The following is a 17,411-nucleotide window of genomic DNA, read 5'->3' on the forward strand; positions in this document are numbered from 1 at the left end:
TGGGTCAACGGGGAGTTAAGGACATGAAAAAAATAATTGCGCTAGGGCTGATGTTGGCGGCATTACAAGGGTGCAGTCTGCGCGAGCCGTTGCCGGCGGAGCAGGACAGCAAAATCCCGACCCTGACCCCCAGGGCCTCGACCTACTACGACCTGCTCAACATGCCACGGCCCAAAGGCCGGTTAATGGCGGTGGTGTACGGTTTCCGTGACCAGACCGGACAGTACAAACCGACCCCGGCCAGCTCGTTTTCCACCAGCGTCACCCAGGGCGCGGCGAGCATGCTGATGGACGCCATGCAGGCCAGCGGCTGGTTCGTGGTGCTGGAGCGCGAAGGGCTGCAGAACCTGCTGACCGAGCGCAAGATCATCCGCGCCTCGCAGAAAAAACCCAATACGCCGGTGAACATCCAGTCTGAACTGCCACCGTTGCAAGCGGCGAACATGATGCTCGAAGGCGGGATCATCGCCTACGACACCAACGTCAAGAGCGGTGGGGAAGGGGCACGCTACCTGGGCATCGACATCGCCCGGGAGTATCGCGTGGACCAGGTCACGATCAACCTGCGGGCCGTGGATGTACGCAGCGGGCAGGTGCTGGCCAACGTGATGACCAGCAAGACCATCTACTCCGTGGCCCGCAGCGCCGGGGTGTTCAAGTTCATCGAGTTCAAGAAACTGCTTGAGGCCGAGGTCGGCTACACCACCAACGAACCGGCGCAGTTGTGTGTGCTGTCGGCGATCGAAGCGGCGGTGGGGCACCTTCTGGCCCAGGGGATTGAACGGCGGTTGTGGCAGGTGGCCGGGGATAATACGCCTGACAGCTCGGCGACCCTGGATCGGTACCTGACGCAGAACAAGGTGGTGCCGGAGGGTGAAGAACAGTGAACGAGGCGGCCTTCGGGCCTACCTGGTTCTCGCGGATGTAACCGGTTCAACTGTGGGAGCGAGCCTGCTCGCGAAGGCGGCCTATGAGCCGACCTTAATTTGGTTGACCGAGTACATATCCATTCCTGCGGTCACGGCTACTGATGGTTCCGCTTTTACAGCGGGTCACTTGGAAAAGCCCCAAGTAACCAAGGGCTCTTGCCCCTTTCGTTCGGCCCTTCGCTTAGGCTCAGGGTGCCCTCGCTCCGGTCCTGCTCCGTGGGCCCGCCGCGATCGGCCATCCATGGCCGTGCGCGGCTAACCCGGCATCCTTGCCGGGTTGCCCACTGCGCAGAACCTCCACTCGGCCTCTCGAGGGGGCGAACACCGCGAAAAGCCAAAGCGAGGCGGCCTGGTAGCCGACCTGATTTTGGCAGTTGCCCACGGTCCCATGTGGGAGCTGGCTTGCCAGCGATGGTGGCCTACGAGCCGACCTGGCTTTCGCGGATGCACCCAATTCAATTGTGGGAGCTGGCTTGCCTGCGATGGCGGCCTACGAGCCGACCTGACTTTCACGGTTGTACCCGGTTCAACTGTGGGAGCGAGCCTGCTCGCGAAGGCGGCCTGACAGCCGGCCTGGCTTTGGCAGATGTGCTCATTCCCCTGTAGGAGCGAGGCTTGCCCGCGATGGACGTCAACGATAACGCGGGCTACCCGAATGATCGCGTTGCCTGAACGATTTTCGCGAGCAGGCTCGCTCCCACAGTGGAAATGCGCCGAACACATCATCCATGCCTATGGAAATCAAATGTGGGAGCTGGCTTGCCAGCGATGGCGGCCTACGAGCCGACCTGACTTTCACGGTTGTACCCGGTTCAATTGTGGGAGCGAGCCTGCTCGCGAAGGCGGCCTGACAGCCGGCCTGGCTTTGGCAGATGTGCTCATTCCCCTGTAGGAGCGAGGCTTGCCCGCGATGGACGTCAACGATAACGCGGGCTACCCGAATGATCGCGTTGCCTGAACGATTTTCGCGAGCAGGCTCGCTCCCACAGTGGAAATGCGCCGAACACATCATCCATGCCTATGGAAATCAAATGTGGGAGCTGGCTTGCCTGCGAAGGCGGCCTACGAGCCGACCTGGCTATCACGGTTGTACCCGGTTCAATTGTGGGAGCGAGCCTGCTCGCGAAGGCGGCCTGACAGCCGGCCTGGCTTTGGCAGATGTGCTCATTCCCCTGTAGGAGCGAGGCTTGTCCGCGATGGACGTCAACGATAACGCGGGCTACCCGAATGATCGCGTTGCCTGAACGATTTTCGCGAGCAGGCTCGCTCCCACAGTGGAAATGCGCCGAACACATCATCCTTGCCTATGGAAATCAATTGTGGGAGCTGGCTTGCCTGCGATGGCGGCCTACGAGCCGACCTGGCTTTCGCGGATGTACCCGGTTCAACTGTGGGAGCGAGCCTGCTCGCGATGGGGCCTACGAGCCGACCTGGCTTTCGCGGATGCACCCAATTCAATGGTGGGAGCTGGCTTGCCAGCGATGGCGGCCTGACAGTTAGCGAATAACTTAGTAATGGAACCAGCTATTGTGGCAGGGAGCTTGTCGGATCGCCGCACCGTCCCGATCGGCTGCGCAGCAGTCGTAAATCCATTCAATGCGGTGTGTCTGCTCAAACCGTGTCGCCTGATTTCGGGGTCGCTTCGCGCCCCAGCGCGAGCCAGTTCGCTCGCCACAGGGGTTTGTGGTTGCAGGAAATTTCTCAGGACTCGGAGCAAGGCTACATCGCCTTGCGTCGCCCCCGACATCAACACCGAAACCCTCCTGGCCCACGCCTGTGAATCCCTGGCGTCCGCCAGTGTCATGGTCAGCGATTTCGCGACGTTCCTGGACGGGTCACAGCGCAGCACGATGTTGGGTATCCAGCAGGTAATCATGCTGGCGGATCTGGCGGTGAATCGGGCGCTGGATAACCTCGATCCGCAGGGTTGACCGCGTAATCGTTCTTCGCGAGCAGGCTCGCTCCCACAATGGACCTATGCCGTATACAGAATAGGTGTCTCATGAAGATCAAAGGTGGGAGCGAGCCTGCTCGCGAAGGCGGCGGGACAAGCAACCATGTCATTTCGAACCTGCAAAAAAAACCGCAACCCTCTCCCCGAGGGCCGCGGTTTTTTCATGCCCCGCGATTATTGCTGCAACACAGTCGCCTGGTTGGCCGAACCCAACTGTTGAATGGTCGCCGTCTGGGTCATGCCGCTCTGGTCGACACTGGCGATGTTGCCGGTGCCGCCCTGGGTCACATACGCCACGTTCATGATGTCGGCCTGTTTGACGGTGATCATGTTGTCGTCGCCATACAGCTGTGTAGTGAACGCCTGGTTGCCGGTGCCTTCCTGGTTGAACTCGGTGCTGTTGCCGGTGCCGTTGGTGATGCCCTGGGCCAGGTTGGTGGTGCCGCGCTGGTCGGAGATCAGGATGTTGTCGCTGCCGTTCTGGTCGAAGTACAGCTCGTTGTAGGCACTGGCCTGGCTGACCGTGGTTTTGTTGCCATAACCGGTCTGGTTGGTGGTCATGATGTGGCCGATGCCGTCCTGTTTGAAGCTGGCGATGTTGCCGTTGCCGGCCTGGTTGACGGTGGCGCGCTGGTTGCTGCCGAACTGGCCGCCCAGTTGCGGGCCTTTCCAGTTGCTGGCGTAGACCTTGTTGTCGTTGCCCACCGAGTTGGTGTTGAGCACGTGGCTGTCGCCGCTCTGGTAGGTGAAGTGCACGTTGCCGGTGCCTTCTTGATAAATCCCGAGTGTGGAGCCCACGGACTCGAACTGGTCGGCGTAAACGGCGTTCAGGTCGCCGACTTGCAGCACGTTGGCCACGTTGTTTTCGCCGAAGCTCTGGTCGACGATGGTTTCGTTGGTCTGGCCGTACTGGTTGATGGTGGCCTGGCTGTTGAGCTGGGTGTCTTGCCAGACTTCGGTGCCGTTGCCGTCGCCGTACTGGTTGATGGTCAGGGTGCCACCCTCGCCATAACGCTGGTCGCCATAGGCATAGTTGGTGCTGCCGGCCTGGTTGATGTCGATCTGGCCGGCCATGTGGCCGATCTGTTCGGCGGTGGCGTAGTTGGTGGTGCCGTACTGGATGATCACCGCGTTGTTGGCCATGCCCGGCTGGATCTGTTCGATGTTGGCTTCGTTGCCGTCACCGAACTGGTAGGTCTGGCCGGAAGTGCCGTCCTGGCTGTCCTGGTACACGAACGAGAAGTTGCCGTTGCCGGTCTGCTGTTGCAAGGCTTCGCCCGCTCCCAGACCAATGGACTGGCTGGCGTGGGCGATGTTGAAGGTGCCGAGCTGGTTCTGGGTGATGGTGCTGTTGTCTTCGTACAGTTGCTCGGCGTAACCGGCGTTGTAGTCGCCGACCTGGGTCTGGGTAATGGTGCTGGTGGCCGTATCCTGCACGGCGGCCGCATCGTTGCCCGCGCCCAGTTGCTGCTGGGTGGCAGTACTGAACGGTGCGCTGCTTTGCTTCACATCGGCAATGTTGGCGTCACCGAGCTGGTTTTGGGTGGACACGCTGTCGTCGGCCAACGCCTGGGCACTGACAATGACCAGAATGGCGGCGGTAAGGGGCGTCAGTTTGAACATGATGAAACCTCCAAGTGGTGCAGTGCTTTAGCGATATTGAGTGACCGATACGCTCATTCCATTGCCTGCCTGGGTCACAGCACTTTGCTGCCCCGTGCCGGCCTGGACGATGTTGGCGTCGTTGTTGTTGCCGTTCTGGGATATCTGCGCGCGGTTGTGGCTGCCGGTCTGGGTGATCGACGCGGCGTTGCCGGAACCTTGCTGGTTGATCAAGGCCATCAGGTCGCTGCCTTGCTGCAGGATGTACGCTTCCTGATTGCTGCCCGACTGCACGATCTGGCCGAGCAGCGACTGACCGTTCTGTTGCAACAGTGCGATGTTGGCCTGGCCGTTCTGGTCGATCAGTGCGTGCTGGCCCACTGGAGGGGGCAGTTCGCCGAGATCGGCGGCGGGCGCCAGGTCGTCGTTCTCCATCAAATCGTCGGCGCGCACGCCGGCACTGCTGCAAAGCAGAAGCAGGCAGAGCAGGGCGGCGGTCGGCGTTTTCATGGTGTTGTCCTTTTGAGAAGAGAGCGGCCCCATCCACTCACCGAGTGAATGGGGCCAGGACTCAGTTCGAGATCACCTGCACCGTGCGCACGGTGCCTTGGGACGAGGTGATGGTGGCGGTCGGGTTCGCCGACGGAACCACCGTGGTGCTGTTGCTCACTGTCAGCCTCCAGCGTCCGGTCAACGGCACCGCGGTGCTACCCAGGGTTACCAGCCCGGTCGGGGTGGTCACCTGGACGGTGATGGTGTTGCCGGTAGTCACTGATGAGGTGCCGGTGAAGTCCCAGTTGAAGCGGTTGTTGGAACGGGCCGTCACCGTGGCTGCGGTCACCGCGAAGGTTTCCGCGGCAGGCCGTGGCGAGACTTGCACCGTGACCGTGGCCGGCGTCGTCGACACAGCACCGAAGCTATCCCGGGCGAAGTAGGTGAAGGTCGTGGTGAAAGCCGTGGTGATCGTGGCCGGTGGGTTGTAGGTCAGGACCGTGCCGTTGCTGGTAACGGTGCCGCGGCCTGGCTGTGGTTGAGTGAAGCTGTCGATTGCCAGCGGCCCGTTGCCTTCCGGATCACTGTCGTTGCCCAGCACGTTGATCGGTATCGACACACCCAAAGTCGCGATGCTGTCGGGGACGACCGCCGGAGGCTGGTTAGGCGCCACGGTGATGGTCACGGTCGCCGCAGCGGTCGAGGCCAGCCCTTTGACGTCTTGCGCCTTGTAGGTGAAGGTCGTGGTCAGCGGAGCGTTGACCACCGCTGGCGGGGTGTAGACGACGGCGGTCGATCCGTTGAGTGCCACGGAGCCCTGGCCGGGGGCCGGTTGGGTCAGCGCGGTGATGCTCAGCGGTGTGTCGTTGTCGGGGTCGCTGTCGTTGGTCAGCAGGTTGAGGGTGATCGGTACGCCGAAGCTGGTGTTGCCGCTGTCGGCGAGGGCGATCGGCGCCTGGTTTTCACCGGTGTCCGGTGCCGAACCGACCACAACGACTGGCTCGGTGTCACTGCCGCCAGAGGCGGATTTGATCGTGACAGTGGCCGGTGGCTGTTGCAGGTCGCTGACGGTCAGGCGCTGCAAGGTGCCGGTTTTCGTCAGGCGTCCGAAGCCCTGGGCAACCATGTCCGGCACCACCACTTCGTCAGACGAGGTGGCTTCGATCAGCAGGCTGTGGTTGCTCCAGCTGTAACGAGCGGTCTGGACTTTCACCACGTCGGTGACTTTGCTCGACACCGCCGTCGGCCGGGTGGTGCCGCTCGGGTCGGTCGCGGTGACCACCACCAGCGGAGGAACCGTGGCGCCCGTCAGGCGATGGCCGAAGAACTGGCCGCTGCTGCCGAGCATGTTGGTCAGGCACGGCGTCAGCGGAGGTCCGGGAACCAGGGCCACGGTTTCGCGGAAGCACAGGCTTGAACTGTTGGCGGATTTGCCGAAGACCTCCACACGGCTACCTGACGAGGTGCGACGGTAAGTGGCGCGGCCGATTTCCACCGGGGTTTGCGCACGGCTGTCGAGGACTTTGCCGGACACGGTAAAGAGGTTGGTCTGGATGGTCCCGGCCGGACCCTGGACCCGCAGGAAGTTGGTATTGAACGGGCTGCCGGTGACCGCTTCGTTGAGGTTCGGATCGCCGATGAACGTATCGATGGCGCCGGTGTCCGGGTTCACTTCGGTGTAGGGGCCGTTGACACTGCGCAGGAAGGGTCCCACCTCCCCGTTGAGGGCACCGGAGAAGTTACCCGGTGCGCCAATGCCGATGTCGCGGGTGATGTTGATCGCCCGACGACCCGGAGCGGTGACGTTTACCGTTTCCACGCCGTACGGGTGGGTGATGGTGTAGACCCCGGCGATAGGAATGTTAATGCGTAGCCGAATCCGCGCGAAGCTGACCTGATCACCGTCGATAGGGGTTTCGGCCCCGAATGCCGCCTCGATCCCGGCCACGTAGGCATCCACCCCATAGCCGCCGACATCGTTGATGCTGGTCTCGGCGAGGTACCAGAAGGTTTCCCCTGGCCAGTTATCCGGGAACACCATTGGCTGGGTGTCGTCGTAGACCCCGGGTTCCGGGCTCAGGATGCACATGTAGGATGGCGCGCCGGGAGCGCCCGGTGACCGCGAGCTGGTCGCCCGCGACTGGCACAGTTCCAGCGACAGCAGATTGTTGTCCTGATACCACATGGGGAATTTCCCCGTGGCAAAGGTGTAGGGGCCGGGGTCGACGGCAGCGAGTTGCGCGAATGCACTGCCGGACAGCGATAGAGTCAGTCCCAGGGCGTTGAGCGCCAGGCGTGGCAATTTGTTCATGATGCCTCCTGATGAGGATCTGGACCTATGTGCGTTCATTGCACGATGACCACTTCTTCGGTATCGCTGCCGCCATTGGATGACGTCACCCGAACCTTGGCCGGTGGAATCGGCGAGATGCCGGTCGACAGGGATTTCACCGCGCCATCGCCGCTGAGGGAGCCGATGGTGACACCTGTGCCGGTGGTGGCGGTGAGGACCGGTGGCGATGTTTCATCGCTGGTCGACGCCACGATGGTGATCTGCCCGCTGTTCAGGCTGTATTGGGCCTGCGAGATCACCACCAGGTCGGTCAACGGCATGGACACAGAGGTCGGCGTGCTGGTGGGGATGGCCAGGTGGTTGTCGGCTGTCACCACCAGGTTGCTTGGCAACGTCGGGTTGGTGGCGGACTGGGCGTACCAGTGACCGGTGGTGTCGGCCTCGCTCAGGTTCAGCACCGGGCTGTTGCTGTCCAGGGTCACGGTGGCCGGAGGCGGTGGGGCCATCACGAACACATCCTGCTGCGCCACCGTTGCGCTTTCCCCGGCTTTACGCGAGTACGTGCTGCGCTCGGCGATGATCGGAGTAGGGCGGACCACCGTCGACAACTTGCCGGAAATGGTCATCACCGTCGTGCGCAAATCCAGTCCGTTAGGGCCTTCGATGCGGATGTAGTTGGTATTGAAAGGGCTGCCGGTGAAGGCTTCGGCCAGGTTCGGATCACCGATGAATTGATCGGCTTGACCCGTGTCCGGGTTGGTCTCGGTGTAGGGGCCGTTGACGCTGCGCAAGAACGGGCCGATGTCGCTTCTGAGTGCGCCGTCGTAGGTTTTCGGCGAGCCGATGCCGATGTCGCGCGTCATGTTGATCGCGCGGTCTCCACCGGCCGGAACGTCAAAGATGTCGACGCCGTAGGGGTGGGTGATGGTGTAGACCCCGGCGGTGGGCACGTCGACCCGAATACGGATACGGCCAAAACTGACCTGGTCGCCTTCTCTCACCTCTTCCGCGGCGAAGGCTGCTTCGACGGCGCTGACAAACGTCAGGTCGATGCCCCGGGCCGCATCGACGATGGAACCCTCGCCGGTAAACCAGAACGTTTCATCGGGAAAGTTGCTGGGGAAAGCGATGGGTTGGGTGTCGTCGAAAACCCCTGGGGCCGGATTCAAAACGCACATGTAGGAGGGCGCGCCGGGGGCACCGGGAACCCTGGAACTGACAGCCTTGGACAAACACAAGTCGAGGGTTCGACCGTGGGTGTCCTGATACCAGGCAGCGAAGCCGCCGGTAGCGGGTTGATATGGACCGGGGTCTACAGCAAACAACGCGGCCTGGGCAGCGCCTTGGGCCAGAGCGGTCACAGCCATTGCGATCGCGGTTTTGGACAGTAAAGGGTGCATGAGTATTCCCTCTATCAGAGTACCTGCCCCTTGGATGTGGGTCAGTTGAGAGGGCTTCGGCAACTCCCATGCCAATCGGCGAAAACAGCGCTGAGAGGCCCGGTGTACAAGCCTTTTTCGCGCAATGGGTGACCATTCCCCCAATGCTGGGAGCGGGCCTCTTTCCCCAGGATTGGGGGTAGATGGGGATAGCGGGGTGGGGCGGGGTGGCGGCAGTTCATGGCCGGGCAAACTGCCAGCAGTGGGCTATAACCCTATAGGGGTTGTCCGAGAAGAATGTCCATGACCACGCTGGCAAAAACACTCGAGTCCGACAAGGGCGATGTTCGCCTGAGCACGCGCAAACAGCCGTTCAATCTGCTGCGCTGGTTTTCGCTCATCAGCATGGCGGTGATCGGCACGGTGGCGGTGGCGCTGGGTTCGGTGTCGACCAAATTCGTGATTACCGAAAGCGTGCAGCGCGATGCGTTACTGACCTCGCAGTTCATTCAGGCGATTGCCTCGGCGGAGGTGCGCCATGTGGCGATTCCCAATGTGCGGACCATGGGCGAGCTGCTCGACCCACGCAAGGACCGCGACTTTCCCGACGTCGACCCGATGGCCCGTGCCAACGCCCGTGGTGAATTCCTCGACCATATCGAACACCTGCCAGATGTGATCCTCGCCAACATTTATGCCCCCGACCGCATGGTGATCTGGTCGACCAACCCGGCGTTGATGGGCACCACGATCCATGCCGATGAGGACCTCGATGAGGCCTTCGCTTCAAAGACCCCGGTGTCGGCCAGCTACCACGATGTGGACAAGACGCGCATGGAACAGAAGTTCATCACGCCGCCGGAATACATCTTCATCGAGAACTACATTCCGCTGTTTGATGCCGATGGCAAGAACGTCACGGCGATGGTCGAGATCTACAAGGAGCCCAAGGACCTGATCAACCGCATGGAGCGCGGCCTGGTGCTGATCTGGCTGGCCACGGCCCTGGGCGGCGGCCTGATTTATTTCGGGCTGTACTGGATCGTGCGCCGTGCGGCGAACCTGCTGGCGACCCAGCAAAAGCAATTGATCACCAATGAAACCTTTGTCGCGCTGGGCGAGATGTCCTCGGCGGTGGCCCACAGCTTGCGCAATCCTCTGGCGACCATTCGTTCAAGCGCCGAACTGGCACTGGAGTTCGACAGTGGCGCGGCGCACAAGAACATCAGCGACATCATCGGCCAGGTCGATCGCATGTCGAAGTGGGTGCGGGAGTTGCTGCAGTCCTTGCGACCGATCAATGACGACGCCGAACCGGTCAATCTGGTGGCGGCCTTGCATGACAGCCTCATGGCCTTCGAGCAACAGATCGCCAAGGCCCGGGTCAACGTGGTGTTCGAGCCCAAAGAGACACCCATGGTGATGAGCCAGCAGGTGCAGTTGACGCAAATCCTCAACAGTCTGCTGGCCAATGCGCTGGAGGCCATGGACGAAGGCGGGACGCTGGCCATCACCCTGGAGCCGACCGATGCCCGCGGCGTGTGCGCGGTGGTCAGCGACACCGGCAAAGGCATGACCGAAGAACAACGAAAAATGGCGTTCCGCCCCTTTTTCACCACCAAGCAGGGCGGGCTGGGTGTCGGGCTGGTGCTGGTCAAACGGATCATGGAGCGTTTTGGCGGCGCCGTGACCCTCGACAGCCGCGAGGGTGAGGGCACCCGTGTGCGTCTGTCGTTCAAGTTGGCTTCCTGACATTGGAAGTTTTCGGACGGGATGGATGGCGGCGTTATCCCTGTGGGAGCGAGCCTGCTCGCGAATGCGGCATTCCAGCCCCCATCAATGTGAATGACACACGGCTTTCGCGAGCCGGCTCGCTCCCACAAATAGATCGGGATTAAACCAACAAGAAGTTGGCCGGCTGCAAGGCCGCCATAGCGAGACGCCTCCCCGCACCATCCCAATCCTGCAAGGCCCCTGAAACTGGGGGCGAACTTTCCCCACTAGCGGGTACCACTCCCCAATCGGTTTTCCCGGTCATGGCGCATTGATGTTGATAAGCCTTTGTTTTATGGGGCATCAGCGTCTTTGTATAAAGCAGTTACAAATTGGCGAGGCTTTTGCAAAGGCACCATCACCTCCTTCACGCACATGAGGCAGCTGGTGATGGACAGAAGAGCGCGCGCTCCTTTCACGTGGTGGTTGACGCCGGGTATCAAGGTGTCGACATGAATCTGCATACACCACGCTCACGTGCCTTGGGCATGCACCTTGTGCTCTTGTTGGCCACCGGTTTGCTGGTCAGCCAGCTGCTGATCGCCCAACCAACGCCGTCGACACCCGCACCCATCCCCGCAGCAGCACCGGTGGAATCAGCCATCGTCGACTCCGCCAGCCCGTGGGGTGGCGACTATTTCCCCAACACCCTGCTGACCGACCAGGACGGTCGGCAGGTGCATTTTTTCGATGACCTGATCAAGGACAAGGTGGTGGTGATCAATTTCATCTTCACTTCGTGCAGCGATTCCTGCCCGCTGGAAACCGCGCGCCTGCGTCAGGTGCAAAAACTGCTCGGCGACCGGGTCGGCAAGGACATCTTTTTCTACTCCATCAGCATCGATCCCTTGAGTGATACCCCTGCGGTGCTCAAGGCCTATTCGCAACGTTTCCAGGTCGGGCCGGGCTGGCAGTTCCTCACCGGGGAGTTCGCCGATGTCACCGAGTTGCGGCAAAAGCTCGGGTTGTTCATCGAAGGCGTGGACAACGGTCGCAGCAAGGACCACAACCTGAGCCTGATTGTCGGCAACCAGCAAACCGGTCGCTGGATGAAAGCCTCACCCTTCGAGAACCCGTGGATTCTGGCCGATCAACTGGCCAACACCTTGCATAACTGGAAACAACCGAGCATTGCAGAGAGCTACGCCAACGCCCCGGAGATTCGTCCACCGAGCAACGGCGAAGAACTGTTTCGCACCCGTTGCGCCTCGTGCCACAGCCTCGGTCCGCTGGATGGGCAGGGCATCGGCCTGCGCAGCATCGGCCCGGACCTGATCGGCGTGACCCGACAACGCGATCCGGCCTGGCTCAGCCGCTGGATCCGTGAGCCGGACCGCATGCTCGCGGAAAAAGACCCGATTGCCATGGAGCTGTTCGAACGCTTCGACAGGATACCGATGCCCAACCTGCGCATGGATGAGAAGTCCGCGCAGTCGATCATCGACTTTTTACAGGAGGAAACCGATCGCCAACATCCGCCTTCAACCCCTTTGGCCGGCAACGAAGAACCCGAACACCATCACGCAATCGCGGCCCCCGGCAAGACTCGGGTGCAATAGTGGCGAAATAACACTCGCTCGACCTTCAGAGGCGGGCAATGCCACCTACACTGATCCGAAACACGGCTGAAAAGGCTTGAAGACTCGTAACCAGGACCGTCCCATGCAGATACTGGAAGAACAAAAAGTACCTGCGCCGACTCCCCCGGCGACAGGAGGCAAGGAGTGGCGACCGCCGTTCAATCTGGTGCGCTGGTTCTCCCTGGCGAGTTTTTTCATCATCGCCGCGGTAGCGCTGGGGCTGGGCTACATTTCCACGCGCTTCGTGGTGGAAGAGAGTATCGAGCGCGACTCGATGCTGACCGCGCAATTCATACAGGCCATTGGCGATGCGGAAATTCGCCATGCCCAGATCACCCCGAAACGGACCATGGGCGAGATGCTCGACCCCCGGGATGAAAACGCTTACCAGGATGTCAATCCGGCGGCACGTGCGTCATCGCGCGTCGAGTTTCTCGATCATGTGGAACACCTGCCGGACATTCTGCTGGCCACGGTGTACGCCCTCGATCGTACCGTCGTCTGGTCGACGAACCCGGAGCTTATCGGCGTGCGGATCAAAGACGATGAGGAACTGGACGAGTCCTTCGAAATGAAAGAGGCCGTATCCACCAGTTATCACGAAATCGACGAGGAGCGCCCCGAGCAACGCTTGCTGCGTGAACCGCAGTACCTGTTCATCGAGAACTACATTCCGATGTTCAACGCCGACAAAAGCAAAGTGATTGCCATGGTGGAAATCTACAAGGAGCCGGCGGACCTGGTGGAGCGCATCCAGCGCGGGTTCAAGGCAATCTGGCTGGCGACCCTGCTGGGCGGGGCGGCGATTTACCTGGGCCTGTTCTGGATCGTGCGCCGCGCGGCCATGCTGCTGCAGAGCCAGCAAAAACAACTGGTGGCCAACGAAACCTTTGTCGCCCTGGGGGAAATGTCCTCGGCGGTGGCCCACAGCCTGCGCAATCCGCTGGCCAATATCCGGTCCAGCGCTGAACTGGCCCAGGAAATCGCCAGCCAGACCGCGCAGAAAAACATCGGCGACATCATCAGCCAGGTCGACCGCATGTCGCGCTGGGTCCGTGAATTGCTGGTGTCGTTGCGACCGGTCAATGATGACCATGAACAGGTCGACCTGGTGCTGACCATCGACGACGCCCTGGGTGCCTTCGAACCGCTGATCAAGCGCTCGAACGTCGACGTGCGCTTCACCCCCAAAAGCGTGCCACCGGTCGTCAGCCAGCAGGTGCTGCTCACGCAAATTCTCAATAGCCTGTTCGCCAATGCCCTGGAAGCCATGCCTGCCGGTGGCGTGTTGAGCATCGATATTGAAACACCGGTCCCGGGTCAAGTGAGCATGATCCTCAACGACACCGGCAAGGGCATGACCAAGCAGCAACAGCAAATGGTCTTCAAGCCGTTCTTCACCACCAAGCAAGGTGGGCTGGGGGTGGGCCTGGCGCTGGTCAAAAGAATAATGGAGCGTTTTGAAGGCTCGGTCGAACTGACCAGCCAGGAGCAGGAAGGAACCCGCGTTTGTCTGAATTTTAAAGTGGCAACGGGAGGGGAATATGGAACACAGCATACTGCTGGTCGAGGATGATGAACTCCTCGCCGAGAATATTCAGACTTACCTTGAGCGCAAAGACTTCGAAGTGACGGTCTGCCACTCGGCTGAAGACGCACTGGAGCAATTGAGGACTTTCGTTCCCGACGTGGTGCTGACCGACAACTCGTTGCCAGGCATGAGTGGTCACGACCTGATCCAGAAGCTGCGCATCAGCGCGCCGGATCTGAAAGTGATCATGATGACCGGCTACGGCAACGTCGAGGACGCCGTGGTGGCCATGAAGGAAGGCGCGTTCCATTACGTGACCAAACCCGTGGCGCTGCCGGAACTCAAGCTGCTGCTGGACAAGGCCCTGGCTACCGAAAGGATGGAGCGCACGCTGTCGTTCTATCAGGAGCGCGAGGCGCAAAAGTCCGGGGTGCAGGCGCTGATCGGCGAATCGGCGCCGATGGTCTACCTCAAAGGCACCATCGCCCAGTTGCTCGACGCCGAACGCCGGATGGCCAACACCGACCTGCCGCCGGTGCTGGTGGAAGGTGAGACGGGCACTGGCAAGGAACTGGTGGCCCGTGCCCTGCATTTCGACGGCCCACGCGCCAAAGGGCCATTCATTGAATTCAACTGCGCCTCGATTCCCTCCAACCTGGTGGAGTCGGAGCTGTTCGGTCACGAGAAAGGTGCCTTTACCGACGCCAAGGATCGTCGTGTCGGGCTGGTGGAAGCGGCCGACGGCGGCACGCTGTTTCTCGATGAAGTGGGGGAAATGGACCTGCTGTTGCAAGCCAAGCTGCTCAAGCTGCTGGAAGACCGGAGCATCCGCCGGGTCGGTTCGGTCAAGGAGCGTAAAGTCGATCTGCGGGTGATCAGCGCCACCAATTGCAACCTCGAACAAATGGTCCAGCAGGGCAAGTTCCGCCGCGACCTGTTTTTCCGCCTGCGCATCATCTCGATCAAGGTGCCGCGCTTGTATGCCCGTGGTGAAGACATCCTGTTGCTGGCCCGGCACTTTCTGGGGACCCATGGCAAACGCTATGGCAAACCGCATTTGCGTTTCAGCGATCAGGCCGAAGAGTTGCTGCTCAACTACAGCTGGCCGGGTAACGTGCGCGAGTTGCGCAACATGCTGGAGCAGACCGTGCTGCTGGCGCAAAGCGACATCGTCGCCGCCCATCAGCTGAATGTCTGCATGAGCCTGGTGGATGAACCACCGCCGTATCAACACGAGCTGCCACCCAGCGAATCACGCGTGGCTTACAACGGCACCGAGTCGATGAACCTGCCGGAAGTCGAACGCGACATGGTGCGCAAGATGCTCGACAAGACCGACTGGAACGTTACCAAGTCCGCACGGCTGCTGGGCTTGAGCCGCGACATGCTGCGCTATCGGATCGAAAAACTCGGCCTTGCGCGCCCGGACAAACGGCAGTGGTAGTGGGGCAGTTGCGAGCCGCAAGCTTCAAGCTGCAAGGTAAGAGCAGTTACAAAGCAGGGCCTGGAGTGCTCAGGCAGGCCAGCATGCACCTCGGGTCGATGACTTCCTGGTTCACGTAGACGCCGCGCTCCGAATCGTAGGTGCGGATGAACACGCGAACAGTGGCATCGGCCACCGTGGGCAACCGTGAGTCGGAAAACACGTGCTCGCTGGAAACCGGGATGAACGTCTGGGGCGATGTCGGGATATATGACCCCGGCGGTACGGTGCTCAGCGAAGGAGGGGCGGGGTGGGCGAAGGGTTGATCGGCCCCGTAATAGTTGAACTCACTGCTCGACTGCTCGGTTTGCATCGGGCTGTCATCCGCCCGTGCACAGGTGGCGGCGGTCAGGCAAAGGGCAAGCAACAGCATCTGTTCGGTCTTGTTCATGGCAGCACCTGTGACATCGGTTTTCGCGCATATCCCCAAGGTCATTAACTATAGCGCCCCCTGTAGGAGCGAGCCTGCTCGCGATGGGCTAGAGAGCCCCGCGGGGTGTCAGGCTCCCCGTGTTATCGTTAACGATCATCGCGAGCAAGCTCGCTCCTACAACCGTCAATCAAAGACCCGATTCTGGAATGTGCAATGGAAATGCCGACAAAAGAACAAGCCATCGCCAGCAACCGCGATGCCTGGAACGACTCCGCCCGCCACCACAAGGACAGCCCTGACTGGCAGGTGCTCTTGAGCGCCGTGGCCCGCGCGGATTTTACCTGCCTGGATGACACCCTGACCGCTGTATTGACCGAGGTCGGTGTCGATGGCAAGGATGTGGTGCAACTGGGCTGCAACAATGGCCGCGAAAGCCTGTCGCTGTTTGCCCTGGGCGCCCGGCAGGTGGTCGGTGTCGACCAGTCCGCGGCGTTTCTCGACCAGGCGCGGGAACTGGCGTCACGCTCGGCCCATCAGCCTGCATTCATCGAGGCCGATATTCACCGTTTGCCGCTTGAGTTACAGAGCCGTTTCGACCTGGCGTTGATCACCATCGGCGTATTGAACTGGATGCCGGACATCGGCGAATTTTTCCGCCATGTGGCACAGACACTGAAGCCGGGTGGGGCGCTGGTGGTGTACGAGACCCATCCGTTCCTGGAAATGTTTGACCCGGAAGGTGCCGATCCCTTCGCCCTGGCCAGTTCGTATTTTCGCAGCGAGCCGTTCGTGCAGACCGAGCCGATCGTCTACGAGGGCAAAGTCGAACAACAGGCCGCGCCGTCGTACTGGTTCGTCCACACCCTGGGTGCCATCTTCCACGGCGCCCTCGCGGGGGGTCTGAACATCCGCCATTTCAAGGAATACCCGCATTCCAATCGTGAGGAACTGTACGACCGTTACCAACAGCGGGAGGCGCAGTTGCCGATGTGTTTTACATTGGTGGTGCAGAAGGGCTGAGGAATGTATTGCGTCGACTGACGCCTTCGCGAGCAGGCTCGCTCCCACATGTTGATCGGTGTCGAACACAAGTGCTGTGCACGACGAAGATCCACTGTGGGAGCAAACCTGCTCGCGAAAGCGGTGTTGCATTGAGCATTGATGATGGCTGGGCCAACGCTTTCGCGAGCAGGCTCGCTCCCACATGTTGATCGGTGTCGAACACAAGTGCTGTGCACGACGAAGATCCACTGTGGGAGCGAGCCTGCTCGCGAAGAAGACCACGCGGTCTCTCGGATAGAACCTTGACTCAAGCCTGCGCCGCCGCTGTCACCACCGGCCGTCCCGGTTTGCGCAACGGTTCCAGGCGTGAGCCGGTGTAGCGGGTTTCGCGGAAGAAGCGCCAGCGGCCGAACAGGCCGTAGACGTGGGTGACGCGTCCCTGTTCCTGATAGCCCATGCGGATGTGCAGCTTCAGGGCCGGGATGTTGTGGGTTTCGCAGACGTCCACCACCTTGTTGCAGCCCTGGGCCGCCATCGCCTCCCACAGCGCGACCTGCACGTCCACCGACAGGCTGCTGCCGAAGTAGGCGCGGATCATTTCGCCACCGAACTCGAAGAATTCACCGGGTTTTACCGGGAACCAGCAGCCGTAGTAATGGCGGTCGTGGTAGTCGCGAGTGCTGCCCCAGATGAAGCCGATCGCATCACCGTTTTCATCGACATACATGTGCCCGGTGTGACCTTCGGCAGCCAGTTCGGCCATGGTTTGCACACGGTCACCGAAGTGTTTGGCAAACGCCGTGGCGTTTTCCGGGGTGATGATGACCTGGCGCACGCCGGAGTAGGGACGCAGCTTGTGCGGTGGTACCGGGCTGACCAGGTCACGCTCCATCCACAACAACTCCCAGTGGAAGAACACATAGCGTTTCCACAGCGTGCCGAACGTGCGGCTCAGGCCTTTTTGTTTGATTCGTTCGCGGAGTTTGTCGATCAGGCTCATGAAGCCCTCCTTGGCCGGGA

The 17,411-nt window shown here is 61.0% G+C and carries 12 protein-coding genes and 1 pseudogene; 7 read left to right on the forward strand and 6 right to left on the reverse strand.

All coding sequences use genetic code 11. From position 1 onward, the window contains the following. Nucleotides 1-23 precede the first annotated feature (23 nt). Both CKW21_RS08005 and CKW21_RS08010 read left to right on the forward strand, forming a co-directional pair. Nucleotides 24-887, forward strand: coding sequence for a CsgG/HfaB family protein (locus CKW21_RS08005; RefSeq protein WP_095193438.1), 864 nt, complete (start codon nt 24-26; stop codon nt 885-887). A gap of 1,775 nt (nt 888-2,662) precedes the next feature. Next, a pseudogene (locus tag CKW21_RS08010) lies at nt 2,663-2,860 on the forward strand (DUF6124 family protein); the annotation flags it as partial. Between the two features lie 197 nt (nt 2,861-3,057). Here CKW21_RS08010 and CKW21_RS08015 read toward each other — a convergent pair. From CKW21_RS08015 to CKW21_RS08030, 4 genes are all read right to left on the reverse strand, one after another. Further along, a complete protein-coding gene (locus CKW21_RS08015; protein WP_095193439.1) occupies nt 3,058-4,506 on the reverse strand; it encodes a curlin in 1,449 nt (482 codons plus the stop codon). A 27-nt stretch (nt 4,507-4,533) separates the two neighbouring features. Next, nucleotides 4,534-4,995 carry a curlin gene (locus CKW21_RS08020; RefSeq protein ID WP_095193440.1) on the reverse strand — a complete coding sequence of 154 codons (462 nt, stop codon included), beginning with the start codon at nt 4,993-4,995 and terminating at the stop codon, nt 4,534-4,536. Between the two features lie 61 nt (nt 4,996-5,056). Beyond that, a complete protein-coding gene (locus tag CKW21_RS08025) occupies nt 5,057-7,288 on the reverse strand; it encodes an Ig-like domain-containing protein (RefSeq protein WP_095193441.1) in 2,232 nt (743 codons plus the stop codon). A 35-nt stretch (nt 7,289-7,323) separates the two neighbouring features. Then, the gene (locus CKW21_RS08030; RefSeq protein ID WP_095193442.1) at nt 7,324-8,670 is read right to left on the reverse strand and encodes a hypothetical protein; all 1,347 of its coding nucleotides are present in this window, start codon (nt 8,668-8,670) and stop codon (nt 7,324-7,326) included. Between the two features lie 282 nt (nt 8,671-8,952). Here CKW21_RS08030 and CKW21_RS08035 point away from each other — a divergent pair, with 282 nt between their 5' ends. The 4 genes from CKW21_RS08035 to CKW21_RS08050 all read left to right on the forward strand — a co-directional run bounded on the left by CKW21_RS08035 (nt 8,953) and on the right by CKW21_RS08050 (nt 14,977). Next, entirely contained in the window at nt 8,953-10,401 is a 1,449-nt protein-coding gene (locus tag CKW21_RS08035) for an ATP-binding protein (RefSeq protein ID WP_095193443.1), read from the forward strand. A gap of 473 nt (nt 10,402-10,874) precedes the next feature. Further along, a complete protein-coding gene (locus CKW21_RS08040; RefSeq protein WP_095193444.1) occupies nt 10,875-11,981 on the forward strand; it encodes an SCO family protein in 1,107 nt (368 codons plus the stop codon). A 103-nt stretch (nt 11,982-12,084) separates the two neighbouring features. Further along, nucleotides 12,085-13,578: a sensor histidine kinase gene (locus CKW21_RS08045; protein WP_095193445.1), complete on the forward strand. Its 1,494-nt coding sequence runs from the start codon at nt 12,085-12,087 to the stop codon at nt 13,576-13,578. Beyond that, nucleotides 13,547-14,977: a sigma-54 dependent transcriptional regulator gene (locus CKW21_RS08050; protein WP_095193446.1), complete on the forward strand. Its 1,431-nt coding sequence runs from the start codon at nt 13,547-13,549 to the stop codon at nt 14,975-14,977. Before CKW21_RS08045 ends, CKW21_RS08050 begins: the two co-directional genes overlap by 32 nt. Before the next feature lie 46 nt (nt 14,978-15,023). Here CKW21_RS08050 and CKW21_RS08055 read toward each other — a convergent pair whose 3' ends face one another. Next, a complete protein-coding gene (locus tag CKW21_RS08055) occupies nt 15,024-15,407 on the reverse strand; it encodes a hypothetical protein (protein WP_095193447.1) in 384 nt (127 codons plus the stop codon). Nucleotides 15,408-15,602: 195 nt separating this feature from the next. Between CKW21_RS08055 and CKW21_RS08060 the strand changes: the two genes are divergently transcribed. Next, nucleotides 15,603-16,409 (forward strand): class I SAM-dependent methyltransferase, encoded by an 807-nt coding sequence (locus CKW21_RS08060; protein WP_095193448.1) that lies wholly within the window; start codon nt 15,603-15,605, stop codon nt 16,407-16,409. Nucleotides 16,410-16,698: 289 nt separating this feature from the next. Here CKW21_RS08060 and CKW21_RS08065 read toward each other — a convergent pair whose 3' ends face one another. After that, a complete protein-coding gene (locus CKW21_RS08065; RefSeq protein ID WP_095193449.1) occupies nt 16,699-17,391 on the reverse strand; it encodes a GNAT family N-acetyltransferase in 693 nt (230 codons plus the stop codon). Nucleotides 17,392-17,411 lie beyond the last annotated feature (20 nt).

It is taken from the genome of Pseudomonas sp. Irchel 3A7 (genome assembly GCF_900187565.1).
Taxonomy (GTDB): domain Bacteria; phylum Pseudomonadota; class Gammaproteobacteria; order Pseudomonadales; family Pseudomonadaceae; genus Aquipseudomonas.